The organism is Pseudonocardia parietis, assembly GCF_017876315.1.
In the GTDB taxonomy this organism is placed as follows: Bacteria; Actinomycetota; Actinomycetes; order Mycobacteriales; family Pseudonocardiaceae; genus Pseudonocardia; species Pseudonocardia parietis.
This window is the reverse complement of the sequence record NZ_JAGINU010000001.1, coordinates 20,061-38,479: the sequence shown is the minus strand read 5'-3', so window position 1 is coordinate 38,479 and position 18,419 is coordinate 20,061. Positions and strand designations below refer to the sequence as shown.

At 69.9% G+C, this 18,419-nt stretch carries 17 protein-coding genes and 1 tRNA gene; 13 read left to right on the top strand and 5 right to left on the bottom strand.

Features of this window, described 5'->3' with window-relative positions:
* Positions 1–496: 496 nt before the first annotated feature.
* From JOF36_RS00200 to JOF36_RS00190, 3 genes are all read right to left on the bottom strand, one after another.
* Positions 497–1,378, bottom strand: a complete 882-nt coding sequence (locus tag JOF36_RS00200; protein WP_210024411.1) for a GGDEF domain-containing protein — start codon at positions 1,376–1,378, stop codon at positions 497–499.
* A 142-nt stretch (positions 1,379–1,520) separates the two neighbouring features.
* The gene (gene dusB, locus JOF36_RS00195) at positions 1,521–2,696 is read right to left on the bottom strand and encodes a tRNA dihydrouridine synthase DusB (protein ID WP_372447439.1); all 1,176 of its coding nucleotides are present in this window, start codon (positions 2,694–2,696) and stop codon (positions 1,521–1,523) included.
* Between the two features lie 66 nt (positions 2,697–2,762).
* The gene (locus JOF36_RS00190) at positions 2,763–3,350 is read right to left on the bottom strand and encodes a superoxide dismutase family protein (protein ID WP_210024410.1); all 588 of its coding nucleotides are present in this window, start codon (positions 3,348–3,350) and stop codon (positions 2,763–2,765) included.
* Between the two features lie 95 nt (positions 3,351–3,445).
* Here JOF36_RS00190 and JOF36_RS00185 point away from each other — a divergent pair, with 95 nt between their 5' ends.
* From JOF36_RS00185 to JOF36_RS00155, 7 genes are all read left to right on the top strand, one after another.
* The gene (locus tag JOF36_RS00185) at positions 3,446–3,643 is read left to right on the top strand and encodes a hypothetical protein (RefSeq protein WP_210024409.1); all 198 of its coding nucleotides are present in this window, start codon (positions 3,446–3,448) and stop codon (positions 3,641–3,643) included.
* Between the two features lie 129 nt (positions 3,644–3,772).
* A tRNA-Lys gene (locus tag JOF36_RS00180) sits at positions 3,773–3,845 on the top strand.
* A 606-nt stretch (positions 3,846–4,451) separates the two neighbouring features.
* On the top strand, positions 4,452–5,972 hold the full coding sequence (locus JOF36_RS00175; RefSeq protein WP_210024408.1) for an IS1634 family transposase: 1,521 nt from the start codon (positions 4,452–4,454) through the stop codon (positions 5,970–5,972).
* Positions 5,973–6,146: 174 nt separating this feature from the next.
* Positions 6,147–6,656 (top strand): GNAT family N-acetyltransferase, encoded by a 510-nt coding sequence (locus tag JOF36_RS00170; RefSeq protein ID WP_210024407.1) that lies wholly within the window; start codon positions 6,147–6,149, stop codon positions 6,654–6,656.
* 404 nt (positions 6,657–7,060) lie between these two features.
* Positions 7,061–7,807 (top strand): SAM-dependent methyltransferase, encoded by a 747-nt coding sequence (locus JOF36_RS00165; RefSeq protein WP_210024406.1) that lies wholly within the window; start codon positions 7,061–7,063, stop codon positions 7,805–7,807.
* Between the two features lie 588 nt (positions 7,808–8,395).
* A complete protein-coding gene (locus JOF36_RS00160) occupies positions 8,396–8,695 on the top strand; it encodes an antibiotic biosynthesis monooxygenase family protein (protein ID WP_210024405.1) in 300 nt (99 codons plus the stop codon).
* 9 nt (positions 8,696–8,704) lie between these two features.
* On the top strand, positions 8,705–9,562 hold the full coding sequence (locus JOF36_RS00155; protein ID WP_210024404.1) for a dioxygenase family protein: 858 nt from the start codon (positions 8,705–8,707) through the stop codon (positions 9,560–9,562).
* 121 nt (positions 9,563–9,683) lie between these two features.
* Here the strand turns inward: JOF36_RS00155 and JOF36_RS00150 are convergent, their stop codons facing one another.
* A complete protein-coding gene (locus tag JOF36_RS00150) occupies positions 9,684–10,760 on the bottom strand; it encodes an AraC family transcriptional regulator (RefSeq protein ID WP_210024403.1) in 1,077 nt (358 codons plus the stop codon).
* 454 nt (positions 10,761–11,214) lie between these two features.
* Here JOF36_RS00150 and JOF36_RS40620 point away from each other — a divergent pair, with 454 nt between their 5' ends.
* From JOF36_RS40620 to JOF36_RS00125, 6 genes are all read left to right on the top strand, one after another.
* Entirely contained in the window at positions 11,215–12,528 is a 1,314-nt protein-coding gene (locus JOF36_RS40620) for a cytochrome P450 (protein WP_307862144.1), read from the top strand.
* A gap of 39 nt (positions 12,529–12,567) precedes the next feature.
* Positions 12,568–12,696, top strand: coding sequence for a hypothetical protein (locus tag JOF36_RS39900; protein WP_281071064.1), 129 nt, complete (start codon positions 12,568–12,570; stop codon positions 12,694–12,696).
* A 74-nt stretch (positions 12,697–12,770) separates the two neighbouring features.
* Positions 12,771–13,772: an NAD(P)/FAD-dependent oxidoreductase gene (locus JOF36_RS00140; RefSeq protein ID WP_245351078.1), complete on the top strand. Its 1,002-nt coding sequence runs from the start codon at positions 12,771–12,773 to the stop codon at positions 13,770–13,772.
* A 26-nt stretch (positions 13,773–13,798) separates the two neighbouring features.
* Positions 13,799–14,128 (top strand): ferredoxin, encoded by a 330-nt coding sequence (gene fdxA, locus JOF36_RS00135; protein WP_210024400.1) that lies wholly within the window; start codon positions 13,799–13,801, stop codon positions 14,126–14,128.
* A gap of 190 nt (positions 14,129–14,318) precedes the next feature.
* Positions 14,319–15,392, top strand: a complete 1,074-nt coding sequence (locus JOF36_RS00130) for a maleylacetate reductase (RefSeq protein WP_210024399.1) — start codon at positions 14,319–14,321, stop codon at positions 15,390–15,392.
* 444 nt (positions 15,393–15,836) lie between these two features.
* The gene (locus JOF36_RS00125; protein WP_210024398.1) at positions 15,837–17,069 is read left to right on the top strand and encodes an acyl-CoA dehydrogenase family protein; all 1,233 of its coding nucleotides are present in this window, start codon (positions 15,837–15,839) and stop codon (positions 17,067–17,069) included.
* A gap of 106 nt (positions 17,070–17,175) precedes the next feature.
* Here the strand turns inward: JOF36_RS00125 and JOF36_RS00120 are convergent, their stop codons facing one another.
* Complete coding sequence (locus JOF36_RS00120) at positions 17,176–18,201, bottom strand: AraC family transcriptional regulator (RefSeq protein ID WP_210024397.1); 1,026 nt, start codon at positions 18,199–18,201, stop codon at positions 17,176–17,178.
* Between the last annotated feature and the right edge of the window lie 218 nt (positions 18,202–18,419).

Genomic DNA, 18,419 nt, shown 5'->3' with positions numbered 1-18,419 from the left:
CGCGGTGGCAGTGCCGCCGATCCGGTGTGCCCGTCGACCGGGGGCGGGGCAGCTGCTGGACCGGGCGGTCGGGGTGGGCCGCCGGGCGCCGGGCCGCCGGGTGCCGGGCCATCGGGCGCCGGGCCGCCGGGATGGCGTGGCACCCGGCCGCCCCGCACACGTCGCACCCCTCCCGAGGGCGACGTCCCGGGCGCCGTGGGGCGGGGCTGCGGGCCGGAAGCGGCGGGTCCCGCATCGGGCCGGGGCTGCTGCGGGGGCTGCTGCGCGGGGCGGTGCCCCTCGGTGCCCTGCGACTCCTCCGATTCGGTCCCGGACGGTGCCGAGTCGTCGGGAGCCCGGCGACGGGTACGCCGGGAGCGGCGCGCGTCGTCGTCCTGCACCGGGCCTCCTCGTCGCGCGTCCGCTCGGGGCCGCGCGGTGGCCGTGCGCGGGGTCGGGGGAGCGCGCAGGCCGTGGGACGCCGGTCGCGGAGGACCGGATCCCGCCGGCGGCGAGTCTATTCGGCCGTGGCCCGCGGCGGGGGGCCGGGGCGGCCGTGACCGGCGTCCAGCTGGGGGATCGACCTGCGGCCGGATGCCGCGCCGGCGAGTTGTGCACGCCCGTCGGCGGAGCGGTGGGCGACGGCGTTCCTGCCCGCCTGCTTCGCCGTGTACAGCAGCAGGTCGGCCTCGTCGACCAGCGGCTCCACCCCGATGTCCGCGCGGTCCGTGTGCGCGATACCGATGCTGATCGTCATCCGGAGGTCGGGGTGCAGGTCGGTCCAGTCGTGCGCGGCCACGCGTTCACGGGCCGCCTCGCAGGCCGCGACACCGTCGTCCGGGCCGAGGCCGGGCAGGACCAGCGCGAACTCCTCGCCGCCGTAGCGGGCGCAGAACGCTCCGCGCGGCAGCCCGCGGCCCAGCTCGTGGACCATCCGCTGCAGTACGCGGTCGCCGAACGGGTGCCCGTGGGTGTCGTTGACCTGTTTGAAGTGGTCGATGTCGGCGAGCGCGAGACACACCGGGCGGCCGGTGCCGGTACCGAGCAGGTCGGTGAGCCGCTCGTCGAGGTAACGCCGGTTGTACGACGAGGTGAGGCTGTCCCGGCGGCTCTGCTCACGGGCCTCGGCGTGCTCGCGGCGGAGCCGGCCGAGCTCGTCCTCGACGGTCGTCCCGGTGGTGCCGTTCAGGAGCCGGACGGCCTCGCGCAGGTGCAGGTAGGCCTGCTCGAAGCGGCCGTTGCCGGCGAGCCGCTCGGCGGCGGCGGTGTGCAGCGCGGCGCGGGCGGCGGGACCGGCGGGCGTCACACCGCTCAGAGCGCCGTCGTCGATGGCGGGGTCGGCGGGAGCGCGGCGTGCGGAACCCGTGAGGTCGCGCACGGTCCAGACCGTGTCGGTCATCCTCCACCTCCCGTCTCGCCCATCCGTCACCGGAGACATCGGTGCGATGCCCGTGCTCCTTGAGTCGCCCGGGCATCCGGTACCCGTTCGGCGGGTGCGATTCCCCCGGATCGGGGGACCGGTGATCACCACACCGCTACGGTCAGCCGCCGGAGTGCTCCACGTCCGCGCCGAAGGGAACGGCCAGGTCGTCCGGGTCGTCGAGCCAGTGCTCGGGCAGGACGACGCGGCCGGGCGAGCCCTGGCGGCCGCGAGGACCGTCGGCTTCGGCGGGGAACGGCTCGTGCGGATCCAGCTCGGACAGCAGCTCGTCGAGGTGATCGATCGACTCCACCATCCCGAGGCTGCGGCGCAGCTCCGGCCCGACCGGGAATCCCTTGAGGTACCAGGCGATGTGCTTGCGGACGTCGCGGATGCCCTTGTGGTCGCCCATGTGCTCGCAGAGCAGCACGGCGTGCCGGCGCAGGGTCGACGCGACCTGGCCCAGGTCGGGCGGGGCCGGCAGTTCGCGCCCGGCGAACGCGGCCTCCAGATCGCCGAACAGCCACGGCCGGCCCAGGCAGCCACGGCCGACGACGACGCCGTCGCACCCGGTCCGGGCGACCATGTCCAGCGCGTCCTGGGCGGAGAAGATGTCGCCGTTGCCCAGCACCGGCACGTGCGAGGGGACGGCCTCGCGGAGCCGGGCGATCGCACTCCAGTCGGCGGCGCCGGAGTAGCGCTGCGACGCGGTGCGGGCGTGCAGCGCGACGGCGACGGCTCCCGCGTCGACGGCGATGCGCGCGGCGTCGAGGTAGGTGTGGTGGTCGTCGTCGATGCCGATCCGCATCTTGACCGTGACCGGCCGGTCCCCGGCTCCCTCGACGGTCTCCCGGACGATCCGCTCGAACAGCTTGCGCTTGAACGGCAGGGCCGCGCCGCCGCCGCGGCGGGTGACCTTCGGGACCGGGCAGCCGAAGTTCATGTCGATGTGGTCGGCCAGGTCCCGCTCGACGACCATCCGCGCCGCGCGCCGCATCGACTCGGGGTCCACGCCGTAGAGCTGCATCGACCGGGGGCGCTCGTCGGCGTCGAACGCGATCATCCGGAACGTCAGCGGGTTCTTCTCCACCAGCCCGCGGGCGGTGATCATCTCGCAGACGTAGTAGCCGGCGCCCTGCTCACGGCACAGCCGCCGGAAGCCGGGGTTGGTGATGCCGGCCATCGGGGCGAGCACCACCGGCGTGTCGACCTCGAACGGGCCGATGCGCAGCGGCGGCAGCACGCGCTCGCGGCGGGCGGGGGTGGCCGTCCGCTGGTCGCGGACCCGGCCCTGCACGATCGTCACACCGACGATTGTCCCAGGCACCGGTCGTCGGGGTCACCCCGCCCGCCGCCCGGCGGGTCAGAAGTCGACGCTCACACAGCCCGGTCGTCCGCCCGCGGTGCCCGCGTGGCCGGCGTGGGTGGCGGTCGGCTTCTCGTGCAGCACCACCGATGCGGCGCGCCGGTCGTCCGGGAACGTCCACGGCACCGTGCTCGTCGCCTCGCCCGTTCCGTTCTCGTCGGTGGTGAGGTCGAGCCAGATCTCGTTCTGCGGGTTGGCGTAGGCGGGGTCGACGCTCGGGGTGACCGGGTCCTGGGAGAGCTGGTAGTGCGGTCCGGCGTCGGCGCCGGCGGCGGGGGAGCACGGCTTGGCGTGCGCGTGCGCGCCGTAGGTGTGGTTGGGGAGCAGGCCGGAGACGCGCAGTGTCGTGGTCGTCGAGTCCTCGGTCGCGGTGCCGGTCACCTCGACGTTCGCGCCGGCGGGGACCAGCGCGGTGTCGTAGGTGTACGCCGGTCCGTCGCCACCTTCGGCGTAGGTCGCGGAGACCTGCACGCTCTGCTGGGCGGCGGACTCGGTCCCGGTGTCCTGGGACGCGCCACCGCACGCGGTGAGGACCAGTGCGGACGCGCCGAGCAGCGCGCACCATGCGGGGGTTCGGATGTGCATGCGTGCCAGTGTGGGCGAAGCGGACTTTTCGGTCCCGGCGAGAACGCGCCTATGGTGCCGGTTCACCCGTTCGAGTGTCCGCTACCGTGGTCCACGTGACAGCCGATGTGGCCGAGCGTCCCGAGGACGCGCTCGCCGAGCCGGTCCCGTGCTCGCGGTGCTCGAACACCGCGCTGCTGACGATCGTCGGGCGGTGCGCCGACTGCATCTCCGACATGGGGCGCAACCACCCCGAGGAGCGGGAGGCCTGGCGGCGGGAGGTGACCGCGGCCATCGAGAGCCGCGCCGAGTGACCAACGTCCGTTCGGGCGATGGTGTCGCCATGACGAGATCGGTGGTCGCGGGCTGTAGGGTGTGATCCCGGATCACCGAGACCGCCCGGGATGTCCGTGTCGGGCCCGGGCTCCGTCGGGACAGGTCTGGGGCCTCTAGCTCAATCGGCAGAGCAGCGGACTTTTAATCCGCGGGTTGTGGGTTCGATTCCCACGGGGCCCACATATCTCCAGGTCACGAAGCTGTTCGTCGTCGCCGTCAAGATCAGCCCCCGGCTTACCTCCGGCTTGGATGACTACTCCAGAGCGACGACGAGTCGCTCGTCCTCCATCGGGGCTTGCACCGCCGGGAAGCCCAGCGAGACCACCTCGACGGCCACGGCCAGGACCCCCTCGTGCGAGTCGCCACGACGACAAGGCCGTCGACACCTGGAGTTTCGGCGCCGGCTGGCAGCGCGACCGTCGACCGGGCGCCCGCCGTGTCTATACCTTCCATCCGATATCAAGGCGGCGGCTTCGCCGCCGCGGGCGGGGTGAGCTCCGGGGCGTGCGGCCGCCGGCCGGCCCCCTCCGCTCCTCCCCGCCCCAGGAAGCACCGGCCGCCGCCGCGCTCACGCACTGGCCGCAGATCGAGAGCAGCCCGCGCCGGGTACAGGCAGGTCTCCGAGATGGCACGCACGCGCCTGGCTGCGGTTCAGTCGTGGGAGGAGTGGACGCAGACTGCGGGCTCCGACCTGACTTGCACAGGTGTCCGATGATCGACTGACGTTGGTGCTGGTCAGCGGATCGTGGGGGCGGTGGTCGGGGCACTAATGGGTAGCCTCTCGCGGTGGCCTACGTCCGGAAGGTGAAGACCGCGTCCGGGGCGACGGCCGTGCAGATCGTGGAGAAGCGCGGTGGCGTCCGGCGGGTCCTCGAACACCTCGGCTCGGCGCATGACCGGGCCGAGCTGGCGGTGTTGATGCAGTCCGCGCGTGATCGCCTTCACGCTGGTCAGCAGGCGCTTGACCTCTCCGCCGCGGTGGCCGCGGGCGCCGGTGCGGGATCGGCTGGGGCGGTGATCACCGGGTCGGCCTGTGAGGTCGTGTGGCAGGTCCTGACCGACGCCTACCGCCGGCTCGGGTTCGACGCCGTGGATGACGACGCGTTCCGGGCACTGGTCCTGGCGCGGATCATCGAGCCGACCTCGAAGCTGGCCGCGGTCGGCGTGCTCGACGAGCTCGGCGTCCCGACACCGCACCGCAACACCTTCGCCGCGGCGCTCAAGCGGTGTATCGACCGCGACTACCGCGGCACGCTGGCCACCGCCGCCACTGGCCACGCCACCCGGTCGGGTCCGGTGGCATTGGTGCTCTACGACGTCACGACCCTGCACTTCGAGGCCGAGAACGAGGACGAGCTGCGCCGGGTCGGAATGAGCAAGGAGCGCCGGGTCGACCCGCAAATCCAGGTCGGGCTACTGGTCGATCGCGGCGGGTTCCCGCTGGAGGTGCACTGTTTCGAAGGGAACAAGGCCGAGACCAAGACCCTGCTCCCGGTCCTGGAGGCGTTCCAGGAACGACACGGTGTCACCGACATGGTGGTCGTGGCCGACGCCGGGATGCTGTCCGCGGCGAACCTGAACGCGATCGAGGACGCCAGGCTGTCGTTCATCGTCGGCTCCCGGATCAGCAAGGCGCCCTACGACCTGGCCGCGCACTTCGAGCGGCACGGCAACGCCTTTGACAACGGCCAGGTCCTCGAATCGTCGCGGGTGATGGGCAGCGGCAAGGCGGCCCGCACCCGCCGGGTGGTCTACCAGTGGTTGTTCAAACGCCATAAGCGCGACGACCGGGCGATCAACGCCATGGTCGAGCGCGCCGAGAAGGTCGCCGACGGCAGCCGGCCGCTGAAGAAGGACCGGTTCGTTCGCCTCGAGGGCGCCGGCCCGGGAGTCGACTGGGGCCTGGTCGAGCGCGCCCGCCAGCTAGCCGGGCTCAAGGGCTACGTCACCAACCTGCCGGTCGACACGATGTCCGGCGTCCAGGTCATCGCCGCCTACCACGACCTGTGGCAGGTCGAGAAGAGCTTCCGGATGGCCAAGACCGACCTACGCGCCCGGCCAATCTTCCACCGCCAACACGACTCCATCGAAGCCCACCTGACGGTCGTGTTCGCAGCACTCGCGGTCAGCCGTCACCTGCAGGACGCCACCGGAGTGTCGATCAAGAAGCTGGTCCGGACGTTGCGGCCCCTGCGCACAGTCCAGATCCAGGTGAACGGGCACTCGCTCACCGCGGCTCCGCAGATCACCGGCGACGCCCGCGCGATCCTCGACCAGCTACCACCGATCACCGCACCGGGGCACTAAACCTGTGCAAGTCAGGTCCGACTGCCGGTTAACCTGCTGCGCCGATCGCCCACAGCCCGCTACCGTGGCGCGACGCGAGACACGCGTGCGAACTCCCGGTCGAAGGATGGTTGATGAATATGGCTGTCAGCAGCCGTCATCAGCATGCCCTTTCCACACGACCAGGAGCGTCTCATGTCTCCAGCACCTTCCAGACCACATGATGATCTGATCACCTATCGCCTCGGGCTGCGATCGTGGACGACCGCAGAGACCACCGCCGTACTGGACGGGCCTCGTCGACCGCACTGGGCCGATGACTTCCCCGCCGAGGGCGACCGGGTGGTCGCCGGATTGTTCGGCGAGTTCCCGGAGTGGCTCGGCGCGTTCGGCCATCGCCAAGTCGTCGAGCGCAGCAGCGGTCTGGTCGTCGGATCGCTGGGCCTGTTCTGGCCGCCGGAGGACGGCGCGGTCGAGATCGGGTACGGCATCGTGGCGTCCCGCCGCGGTCTCGGCTACGCATCCGAGGCCACCCGTGTCCTGACCGAGTTCGCGTTCACCGTCGGCGTCCGCACTGTGTACGCGGGCGTGGAGCTGTCGAACCCGGCCTCGGTCCGGGTACTGGAGAAGGCCGGATTCCAACTCTGGGACACCGACACCGAGCAGGGCACGGCGCGGTATCGCGTGATCTCGGCGCCGAGCTAGAGGAGCTGTTCAACAAAGGCTGGCGTTGGGTCGGCTAATGCCGAGCCGTGTTGGCCGGGGAGGTCTCCGGTAGATCGATCAGCGACCAAGCTGATCGCCATCTACCGGAACCTCGTTACCTCCGAACCTACCGGCCGGAGCTCGCAAGGGCCTGACCGACCGGTGGCGGCGATTCGGCAGGGAGCGTCGTCCGTGCAGGTCAGAACATATTCGATGCACCCCGGATCGTAGGCGGCCCGATCAACTCGGTGGAGAAGTCGACCTTCGGTGGCTTACGCTTGCCGGGTCACAATCCATGCGTTCGAACGAGGTGCATTTGATGACTGTCCGCGCGTTGACGGACGACGCTCGTCGGCCGTCCTTCGCAAACATCGTGACTCCATCAGACGTAAGGAACACCTCTCGTGGATCTTCCACGCATTTTCACCATTCGCGAACGTAGTCACCGCATCCACAACCCGTTCACCCCAGGCAAGCTCGCCGACCTGGGCCAGGCATTGCACCTGGAGCCCGGGACACGCGTGCTCGATCTCGCCAGCGGATCGGGCGAGATGCTGTGCACCTGGGCCCGCGACCACGGCGTCACCGGGACCGGGATCGATATCAGCACGGTGTTCACCGAGCAAGCCCGCGCCCGCGCCACGGAACTCGGTGTCGCCGACCAGGTCAGCTTCGTGCACGACGACGCTTCCGGCTTCGTCACCGACGAGCCGGTCGATCTGGCCGCGTGCGTCGGCGCCACCTGGGTCGGGGGTGGCGTGGCCGGCACCATCGAGCTGCTGGGCAAGAGCCTCCGTCCCGGGGGTCTGATGCTGATCGGCGAGCCGTACTGGCGCCAGGTGGTGCCCGACCAGGAAACCGCAGAAGGGTGCGGTGCCGGTAGCACAGACGACTTCATGGTGCTACCTGAGCTGGTCGAGCAGTTCGGGGATCTCGGGTGCGACGTCGTAGAGATGGTGCTTGCCGATCAGGACAGCTGGGACCGATACCAGGCGGCACAGTGGCTCAACCTCCGCCGCTGGCTCGACGAGAATCCGGATGACGACCTGGCTGCGGAGGCGCGAGCCGAGCTCACCACGGACCCTGTCCGCTATGCGCGATACCAGCGGGAGTACCTCGGCTGGGGAGTCTTCGCAGTGATGGGCCGCTGACGATTCGGCAGGCGCGGGTCCGGGTACCATGCATGTTGCCCGGACCCGCGCGCTGTACGAGCGGCAACGACAAGGATCGGGAGCCGGCGGAAGTAGTAGATCTTGTCTTCGCGGGTTGTGGGTTCGATTCCCACGGGCCCATTCCTTCGGAACTGGATTGGTGGCTCACAGCACACGTCGAACGCAGAGGCGTGGAATCGAACGTGCCCAGCGGGTCGCTGCGTGGCGCCGTCTACGCGGGATCGGCCCGGCCGCGAAGCGCCGGTACCTGCTGCGCGAGACCGGCGGACCTGGGCCGGACACGGCGCATTGCATCCTCGAGGTGCCGCTTCCGCGTCGCTGGGCACACGTTGAGGCGGTCGTGGTGCGCGCTGGTCTCATGGCCGGGGCCCTCGGTAGGGCTTCCGGCTCCACCTATCGCCGGCATTTCTCGTCGCTCGGCGGGCGGCCGGTTGACGTTTCCGCGAGTCGGCAACCTGCCGCCGAGGGCATGTCGGATTCGGGAAACGGATAGCCCGTACGCGATCCGGATCGCCGGCCCGAGGGTGAGGTTCCTAGCGTGGCGGTCGAACGACAAGAGGGAGTGACATGGTCGTCGAGTACGCATACATCACCGTCGTGCCCGGGCGGGAGAGTGACTTCGAGGAGGCGTTCGCCAAGGCGGAGCCGATCCTCGCCGCAGCGCACGGGTGCCGCTCCACCGCGCTGCATCGCGACGTCGAGCATCTAGGTTCGTATCTGCTCCGCGTGGGCTGGGAGAGGCTCGAAGACCACCTTGAGGCATTCCCGACGAGTGAGGCGGGCAAGGAGTTCGCCGGGCACGTCGCGCACTTCTTCGCCGAGCCGCCCGTGGTCCGGCACTTCGCCGACGAGTCGATCACGGCGTGAAGGGCTGACATGGACTTCACCGTCGATTCCGCGACACCGGCCGTCCAGGCGAGTTTCGACGCCACTCCGGACTCGCGCCTGCGCGACGTTCTGCAGAGTCTCACTCGCCATCTCCACGGAGTCGTCCGCGAGGTCGAGCCGACGATCTCCGAGTGGAACCGCGCGATCGAGTTCCTCACCGCCGTCGGGAAGGCCTGTACCGAGACGCGGCAGGAGTTCATCCTGCTCTCCGACGTGCTGGGAGTCTCGATGCTCGTCGAGACGATCAACGGTCAGGACGTGGGGACGGAGAGCACCGTCCTCGGCCCGTTCCACATGACCGAGTCCCCGGTGCGTGCGCTCGGCGACTCGATCGACGAGGTGGGCGGCAGCCGCGTATGCGTCGTGTCCGGAACCGTGCGGAGCACCAGCGGACGTCCGCTCGCGGGGTCGACGGTCGACGTCTGGCAGTGCGACGAGAACGGCTTCTACGACGTCCAGGTGCCCGACGTACAGCCCGCGGGCAACGGGCGCGGGCTTTTCAGCACCGACGAACTGGGCAGGTACTGGTTCCGCACGGTGGTGCCCTCCCACTACCCCATCCCGACCGACGGCCCGGTCGGCGCTCTCCTGAACGCGACCGGTAGACACCCGTACCGCCCGGCGCACGTGCACTTCATCGCCTCCGCCGCCGGGCACGAGGAGGTCACGACGCACGCCTTCGTCGCGGGGAGTCCCTACACCGACTCCGATGCGGTGTTCGCGGTCAAGGAGGGCCTGCTCGTGGACTTCGTCGAGACGGACGACGCCGAACTGGGCGCCCACTACGGCGTCGAGGTCCCGTTCATCCATGCCGCCTTCGACATCGAGCTGGCGGAGACCGCCTGACCGGGCCGGCCCCGCCCGCCGATCGGGTTCGTCCTACGCCGTCCGACGCCGGGGTGGGCGTCGGTCCGGGCAGGCCGGCCCGAACCGTTCCTCCGCGCTCGCCTGCCACGACGGCAGAACTCTAGGACCGGTGGCCGGTGATGTCCGCTCCGCGGCGGGCGGTCGCCGACGGGGATTCTCCGAAGGTGCCGCGGTAGAGCGCGGCGAATCGGCCGGGGTGGTTGAAGCCCCAGCGGTAGGCGACCTCGATCACGCTGCCCTCGCCCGTCAGGAGATCGTGCCGCGCCCGCTCCAGCTTGACCTTCCGGAGGTAACCGGAGGGTGTGGTGTGAAGGGTCTCCTGGAACGCCGTCTGGAGCCTGCGCGCCCCCACACCTGCGGCCTGCGCCAGCTCCGCGAGCGTGTAGTTGGTCTCGGGGTTGGCCTCGATCAGATCGACGACCCGCTTCACCGTGCGCGGCCGGGCCGGAGGCTGGGATTCCAGCAACTCGTCGATGTGGTCGTGCGCCTGCAGGTGCAGTAGGCCCTCGATCAGCATCTTCTCGAGGTGAGCGCGGAGTGTCGTCGACCGGCTGAGGAGTCCGTCAGGCCGGTCGACCTCCTCGAGCAGCAGGCGAAGGACGGCGAGCCAGCTCGTCGCTGCGGGGGTCGTGAGGTCCAGGGCGAGGTTGAACCGGATGTCGCTCGCGACGGAGTGGCCGAGCAGCGCCGCCAAGGCGTCCTCCATGGCGGATTTCGAGATCTTGATACAGATCTGTGCGGCGTCGGAGCTCCACCGGGGGAGGACGGTGTGCTCGCGGGGAGTGAAGACCGCCGCACGCGCGATGCTGGCGACCGCCGTGCGTGGCCCGCACTCGGACGCGACCCAGCCGGACAGGGGAACGTTCACGTGATAGGCACCCAATGCACCCGGGTCCACGATCACCTCGGTGCCGAAACGCAGCAGGCCGACCGTCACGTTCTCCAGCTTGACCGCGCTCAGGACCGAGGTCTCGAGGCCCGGACTCCGGGCGAGGCGCTCGACGCGGGCCGGGTAGTACAGCGAACCCAGGTTCTCCGTGATGACCTCCAGCAGACTCGACCGGCAGATCTCTCGGTGGGCAAGGACGTTTCGCCAGTCGGTCGACCGCCAGACGGGAACACCGGAGCCATCTGACGGGGTACTCGGCGCCTCCGGGGCGCCCCTCTGCTCTGCCATGCGAGGCGCTCCTTTGCGAATGTGGTGGCGGTGGTGAACCCGCGGCGCTCCGATGGTCGTGTGGTGAGCCGGGACGGTTCAAGGCCGAACGTCTCGACGGGGCGTCCGAGGAGATCCGCCCTTCGTGATTCGGACTATCGGCTTCGTGATCCGGCCCGTGTGCGGGCCCGTGCGACTCGAACTTCGCGAATTGGCCACCTGCGGCGTGATCTGGCTCTCCCCGGGCGCTCCCCGGTTCGTATTTTTCAGCCGTCCGTATCCGGCGGATGTACCGACTTCGCGAACCGGCGCCGGGGCTCGCCCGTGGTCGGCGCCGGGCGGGAGTGCTCGGCGTTGACCGACTCGGACCACGACGGTCCGGACCGGCCTCCACCTACCGACCCAGCTACATCCCGACTGTCGCCAGAGGAGAACAATGTCGTCTTCGCTCGCTGAAGGATCCGACTCCGCCATCGTGGCGGAGAACCAGCACTCCCGTTCCACCGGCACTTGTCCGGTCGGTCACCTCGCCGAGAGTTTCGATCCCTTCACCGACCCCTACCTCTCCGATCCCTACTCGTTCTGGGAGAAGGCGCGCGACGAGGAGCCGGTCTTCTACAGTCCCTCGCTCGGGTACTGGGTGGTCAGCCGCTACGAGGACGTCCGCAAGGTCTTCCTCGACTCGGACACGTTCTCGGCGTCGATCTCGATCACCCCGTTGAAAGAGCTGTGCCCAGCGGCCGTCGACGAACTGGTCAAGGCGGAGATGGTGATGGGACCCAGCCTCGTCAACGAGGACCCGCCCACGCACCCCGCGCGGCGCGCGCACATCCGCGACGCGCTGGTCAGCCCGCGGCGCGTCAAGGCGATGGGGCCGCGGATCCGGGAACTCGCGAACGAGTACATCGACCGGTTCGTGACCCGCGGTCGTGCGGACCTGGTGGCCGAGTTCGCCTGGGAGATCCCCGCCCTGGTCGCCTTCAGCCTCATGGGCGTGCCCGACGAGGACATCGAACGGGCCAAGTCGTTCGCCAACCGCCTCGCACTCTTCACGTGGGGACACCCGTCCGACGAGGAGCAGACCCAGCTGGCCGCCGGCATGGGGCAGTACTGGGGCTACGCCAGGGAGCACGTGCACCGGCGGCTCGCCGAGCCCACCGACGACTACATCAGCGAGCTCATCAAGGTGTGGCGCACGCCGGGCAACGAGGAGCTCTTCGACGAGAACTACCTCGTCACCACGATGATGAACTTCCTGTTCGCGGGGCACGAGACCACCACGAACGCGACCGCGAACGGCCTGCGCGCGCTCCTGGAACACCCCGACCAGTGGGACGCACTGTGCGCCGACCCGGGTCTCGCCGGCGGTGCGGTCGAGGAGATCCTTCGCTACTCCTCGTCGGTCATCGCCTGGCGACGTGAGGTCCTGTCGGACACCACCATCGGCGGCGTGGACATCCCGGCGGGATCGAAGGTGCTGGCGGTGACGGGGGCTGCGAACCATGACCCGTCGGTCTTCCCGGAGGCCGAGGCCTTCGACATCCGACGGGGCAACGCCAACAAGCACTTCGCGTTCGGCTTCGGACGGCACCTCTGTCTCGGCGCTCCGCTGGCACGCTTGGAGATGACCATCTTCCTGGAGGAGCTGACCCGGAGGCTGCCGCACATGCGGTTGGTCGAGGACCAGGTATTCGAGTACTCGCCCAACACGTCGTTCCGTGGCCCGGACCATCTGTGGGTGGAGTGGGATCCGGCCGCGAACCCCGTCGAGGCGGACCGGTCGAGCTGACGGCGAACCCGGCAGCCACCAACGACCGAGGAGCATCCCATGCACAGCCTTGTCGCCCTGTATCCGCCGCCCGAGGACCTCGAGGCTTTTCGGCGGCACTACACCGAGGTGCATCTGTCCCTCGTGCTCGAACTCCTGCTGGACTACGAGCAGGTCGCACCCCGGTGACGGGATCCGTCTCGTCCACGTCGACGTCGTCCCCGGGCACACCCGACGCCCGGGGCGACGTCGAGGCGGACGTACTGATTGTCGGTGCCGGCCCCGCGGGCCTGTTCGCCACCTACTGTGCGGGATTCCGCGGACTGTCCGTCACGTTGATCGACAATCTCCCGGAACCCGGGGGCCAGGTCGCGGCGCTCTACCCGGAGAAGCTCATCTACGACGTCGCCGGTCTGCCCGCGGTACGAGGGCGGGACCTCGTGGACGGGTTGCTCCAGCAGGCGGCGGCGTTCTCGCCGCTGCACCTGTTCGGGGAGCAGGCCTGCGACGCGACTCGCGTACCGGCTCGCCGGAACGGCGGCCCCGAGCGCTGGTCGGTGCGGACGGACCGGGGGCGCACCATCGACTGCGGAGCGGTGGTGATCACCGGCGGGATCGGCCGCTTCACACCGAGACCGCTCGCGGCTGCCGCAGACTGGGAGGGACGGGGGTTCGCCTACCACGTCCCTCGTCTCGACGAGCATGCCGGCAAGGACGTGGTCATCGCGGGTGGTGGGGACAGTGCGGTCGACTGGGCGCTGGCACTCACCCCGGTCGCACGGTCGGTCACCCTCGTCCACCGCAGGGCACGTTTCCGCGCCCACGAGGCGAGCGTGGAGCAGCTCCGACGCACCGAGTGCACCATCGTCACGGATGCGCAGGTCTTCTCCGCCGAGGGCGACGACCGCCTCCGGCGCATCGTCCTCGAGCACAGCGGAGGTACGCGCTCCGAGATCGGGGTGGACTCGCTGATCGCGGCACTCGGGTTCACCGCGGACCTCAGCCCTCTCGAGTCCTGGGGTGTCGAGATCGTGGACCGGCGGATCGTGGTGGGCACGACGATGCGCACCCGGCAGCCCGGTATCTACGCCGCCGGGGACATCGCCCGGTTCCCCGGCAAGGTGCGTCTGATCGCCGTCGGCTTCGGCGAGGCGGCACTGGCTGTGAACAACGCGGCCGTCCACCTGGATCCGTCCCTGTCCCTGGCCCCCGGCCACAGCACGGACGCCGCTTCGATTCCTGCCGTCGCCCCGGCCGGGCTCTGAGCGGCGCGCCAGAGAGGAGGTGCCTCATGGCCTTCGTCATCGGAAGCGCCTGCATCGACACGATGGACCGGGCGTGCATGGACGAGTGCCCCGTCGACTGCATCTACGAGGGCGACCGCAAGCTCTACATCAATCCGGTGGAGTGCATCGACTGCGGCGCGTGCGTACCTGCGTGTCCCATGGACGCGATCAGCAACGCGACGACGGTGTCGGCGGCCGACTCCGCCTTCGTCGCCGACAACGCCGCCTTCTTCACCGAGCCCCTACCGGGACGGGACAGCGTGCTCGGCAACCCGGGCGGCGCGACCAAGGTGGGACGGATCGGACTGGACACCCACCTGGTGGGCACCTTCTGACGGCCACCTGGCGGAACGGCGGCGGTGGAGCGCTCGGCTCCCCGGGGCGCTCCACCGCCCGCCGGCGCCCCGCAGTGCGAGGACGAGCGCGGTGAGAGGACTGAGCCGCCTCTGCGTGACGCCCGCGTCCGAGCAGCCGTGGCTCCCGCCCGTTCACGGCCGGAGGAAACACCGAGAGAACGGACCTCAGATGGATCTCGCGTTCACCTACCAGGCACTGCCGATGCGCGTGACCTTCGGAACCGGCACGGTCGCCAAGCTCGGCGAGGAGCTCGGTCTCCTCGGGCTCAGCCGGGTGCTGGTGCTCTGTTCGCCCGAGCAGGAGGACACCGGAAATCGTGTGGCCGACGCCCTGGGCGGCTTTGCGGTCGGAGTTCTCGCCGAGGCCCGGATGCACGTTCCGACGGAGATCGCGGATCGAGCACGGGAGCAGGCTGCACGCCTCGGCGCCGACGGTTGCGTGGCGGTCGGCGGGGGATCGGCGATCGGGCTGGGGAAGGCGATCGCGCTGGAGCACGGTCTGCCCGTGGTGGCCGTGCCCACCACCTATGCCGGCTCGGAGATGACCCCCGTGTGGGGTCTCACCGAGAACGGCCGCAAGCGGACGGGCCGAGACCCTCGGGTGCTGCCCCGCAGCGTGGTGTACGACGCGGAGCTCACCGTCTCCCTGCCGGCGGAGATCTCGGCAGTGAGCGGGATGAACGCGCTGGCGCACGCCGTCGAGGGCCTGTACGCGCCCGACCGCAGCCCCATCGTCTCCCTGATGGCCGAGGAGGGCGCCCGCACCCTGGCGAGCGCACTGCCCCGGGTCGTCGCCGACGGGCAGGACATTAGTGCCCGATCCGAGGCCCAGTACGGCGCCTGGCTGTGTGGGGCAGTCCTTGGCGCGACCACGATGTCGCTGCACCACAAGCTGTGCCACGCCCTCGGTGGCGCTCTCGATCTGCCGCATGCCCAGACGCACACCGTCGTCCTGCCGCACGCCCTCGCCTACAACGCCCCTGCGGCATCCCAGGCCGTGACCTCGTTGTCCCGAGCCCTCGGCGGCGACGACCCGGCACGAGCGTTGTGGGATCTGGCGGGCGCGCTCGGCGCTCCACGCGCGTTGCGTGATCTGGGCATGGCTGAGACCGACATCCCCGAGGTCGTGGCCCTCGCCCTCGAGTCGCCCTACGCCAACCCGCGCGTGGTCACCGCCGAGGGCATCCGGGCGCTGCTCACCGCGGCCTGGCGCGGAGATCCCCCCATCGGCCCCGACGGATGACGACGCGAGCGGGGCGCAGGGAGACGGGGCCCGATGGCGCCGACGTCGATCACCTGCGTCCGGTGCCGCCGAACGAGGTGCCCGGTGAGCAGGTCGCGTGGTCGTCCTGCTGACCGGAGGACACCTCGTCCCCCTGAAGCGGGTGCAGCGGGGACGGAGCAGTCACCACATCTCCTCGGCGAGCGGCGGTTCTCGAGCCCGAGCGTAAAGAGCGTGGTGGGCAGCGCAATCCGGAATGCGCCGGAACCCGGCCATTCTGCGCAACGCACACTCAACTCGGGTGACGGGCGTCGTCGGGCATTCCTGACTCCTCGAGATCGCGCGCAGAGGGCCGCGCGCACCGCGAGTCGGCGTCGGACCAGCCGATTTCGTGCATCGGACTGGCCGCGTCGTGAACCGGATGGCCGCGGCTCAGGATCCGTTTAGCGTGCTGCAATACATTCAGTGTTGAGCGGAGGTACTTCAATGACCGAGATCCTGGATCGACCGGACACGGTGCGCGCCGGTGCGGGGACCGAGCCGGACAGGGAGATCATCGCCCGTGCCACCGCCCTCGTGCCGCTGATCCGTGAGCACGCGGAGAAGTCGTCCGAGGAGCGGCGGGTCGTTCCCGAGGTCATGGACGCCCTTGAAGAGGCCGGGCTGCTGAAGTTGCTGATCCCGGTGCGGCTCGGTGGTCTCGAGGCGAACCTGCGCACCACCATGGAGTGCATCGCCGAGGTCGGTCGTGGCGACGGATCGACAGCCTGGGCCGTCGCGCTGCTCAACGTCTGCACCTGGTTCTCGACCACGTTCAGCGACGAAGCGCAGCACGAGGCGTTCGGCGCCCCGGACGCGAAGGCGTGCGGGATCTTCTCGCCACCGCTGAAGTCCGAGCGCGTCGAAGGCGGCTATCTCGTCAGCGGTCGCTGGGCCTACTCGTCGGGTTCGTTCGCGGCAACCTGGGCCACCCTCGGTATCGGGCTTGCGGGCGAGGGCGATCCCCGCGCTCTCGCGCTGATCCCCGCCGAGGCATGGACGATCGAGCCCACCTGGTTCGTCGCCGGGATGAAGGGGTCAGGCAGCGACACCATCGTCGTCAACGATCATTTCGTACCGGACCACCGCATCCAGCGGTTCACCGACATGGTCGAGGGCGACTACGGCACCTCGCACAAGCCGGACGAGCAGAACGCCAACATGGCGTTCATCCCGGTCGCCGCGCTGATCCTCGTGGGTGCCCAGATCGGCCTCGCCCGGCACGCACGCGAGCGCACCGTCGCCGCGGTTCCGCCGAAGAACGTGGCCTACACCTGCTACACCAATGCCAAGAACAGCCCGACCCACCAGATCCAGACCGCCGAGGCGTTCACCCGGTTCGACCAGGCCGAGCTGCTGCTTCAGCGCGCCTGTGCCGATATCGACGGGGCCGCTGTCGCCAGGGTGCAGCTCGACAAGCTCACCCGTGTACGGGTGCGGATGGACACCGGTGTCATCAGCGAGCTGGTCAAGGACGGCATCGACCGCCTGATGAGCGTCAACGGCGCCTCGTCCTTCGCCGATGCCAACGTGCTCAGCCGCGTCTGGCGGGACTCCGAGATCGCCGGTCGGCATGCGCTGGTGATGCCCGAACTCGGCAAGGAGGCCTACGGCCGCATGCTCCTGGGAACCGACGAGCCGCTGACACTCGACGTCTGATCCCCCGCCACCTGGCCCCCGAAGGGCAAGGGGTGTGACCGCCACGTGCAGCGCGGCGGTCACGCCCCGTTCTCCTGTGACCCGGCCCGATGCCCGCGCGAGGTGGTCAGGCCCTGAACCTACGGAGGGTCTCGGAGGGGGCGAGTCCGAACCGTTCGCGGTAAGCCTCGGCGAACCGGCCGAGGTGGGTGAAGCCCCAGCGGAAGGCGACGTCGGTGACCGAGCCCGAGTACGTGAGCAGGTCCTTGTGGACACGTTCCAGGCGGACGAGGCGAACGTAGGCCATGGGTGACATGGTCAGCTGCTCGCGGAAGCCCTGTTGCAGCCGGCGTCCGCTGACCCCGGACAGCTCGGCCATTCCGGCGAGGGTCCAGGCCTTCTCGGGCTCGGCGTCCACGGCGTCGACGACCCGCTTGACGATGCGTGAGCGGGCGGGTGCGTGGTCGCTGTGCAGCTCGTCGTGGAAGTCGTGCGGTTGGGCGCGCAGCAGTGAACTGATCACGAGTCGTTCGAGTTCTTCGCGGTGTGTGGTGGAGCCACGGCTGAGGCTGCTGCCGTCCGCGAGGTCGGTGAGAAGCAGACGCACCACGTTGAGCCAGCTCCGTCCCGCTGAGTTCGCCAGGTCGAAGCCGATCGAGAACCGCACGAGGGACGCCACAGGACGGCCGAGCATCGACTCCAGCTCGGCTTCCAGCGCTCGACGGTCGATCTTGATGCAGAGCTGGCCGGCGTCCGCACCCCAGCGCGGTAACCGTGTGTGGTCCTCCGGGGTGAACACCGCGGCCGTGCCGGGACGTGCGACGACGCTCTCCCGGCCGCAGTGCGACTCGACCGATCCCGACAGAGCCACGTTCACGTGGTAGGCGCCCAGCGCCCCCGGGTCGAGGGCTGTCTCGGTGCCGAAGCGGACGAAACCCAGTGTCAGGTGAGTGAGCTCGACGGCGCTGAGCAGGGACTGCACCGAGGTTGTGTGCAGGCCGGTCGGTTCGACCCGGGCGGGGTAGAAGACCCCGTTGAGGCTGTCCCGGAAGGCGTCGAAGCCTACTGCGCGGCACAGCTCGAAACCGTCGAGGGCGCTCGAGATCCCCGCGCCGTCGGTTGCGATCGGCTCGATCTCCATCGATCGCTTCATCCACTGACTCCTCGTTGAGACGTGGGCGGTCTCCTGGCGACCCGGAGGTCATGCCCGGTACCGGGTGGGTGTCGAACACAACGGTCGGCGGCACACGATGCCAGGGTCGATGATAGGCGCGCGGCGCACCGAGAGGGTCGATGGAGCCGGACACGGTGGCAAGGATGCCGGCGGGAGCCGAACAGACGATCCATCGCTGCCCTTGACCCGGTGACCGC

Bases quoted from the DNA above. Each gene is read 5' to 3' on its own strand.
- JOF36_RS00200 (WP_210024411.1), bottom strand. From the start codon at position 1,378: ATGACCGACACGGTCTGGACCGTGCGCGACCTCACGGGTTCCGCACGC.
- JOF36_RS00190 (WP_210024410.1), bottom strand. From the start codon at position 3,350: ATGCACATCCGAACCCCCGCATGGTGCGCGCTGCTCGGCGCGTCCGCA.
- JOF36_RS00170 (WP_210024407.1), top strand. From the start codon at position 6,147: ATGTCTCCAGCACCTTCCAGACCACATGATGATCTGATCACCTATCGC.
- JOF36_RS00160 (WP_210024405.1), top strand. From the start codon at position 8,396: ATGGTCGTCGAGTACGCATACATCACCGTCGTGCCCGGGCGGGAGAGT.
- JOF36_RS00155 (WP_210024404.1), top strand. From the start codon at position 8,705: ATGGACTTCACCGTCGATTCCGCGACACCGGCCGTCCAGGCGAGTTTC.
- JOF36_RS00150 (WP_210024403.1), bottom strand. From the start codon at position 10,760: ATGGCAGAGCAGAGGGGCGCCCCGGAGGCGCCGAGTACCCCGTCAGAT.
- JOF36_RS39900 (WP_281071064.1), top strand. From the start codon at position 12,568: ATGCACAGCCTTGTCGCCCTGTATCCGCCGCCCGAGGACCTCGAGGCT.
- fdxA (WP_210024400.1), top strand. From the start codon at position 13,799: ATGGCCTTCGTCATCGGAAGCGCCTGCATCGACACGATGGACCGGGCG.
- JOF36_RS00130 (WP_210024399.1), top strand. From the start codon at position 14,319: ATGGATCTCGCGTTCACCTACCAGGCACTGCCGATGCGCGTGACCTTC.
- JOF36_RS00120 (WP_210024397.1), bottom strand. From the start codon at position 18,201: ATGAAGCGATCGATGGAGATCGAGCCGATCGCAACCGACGGCGCGGGG.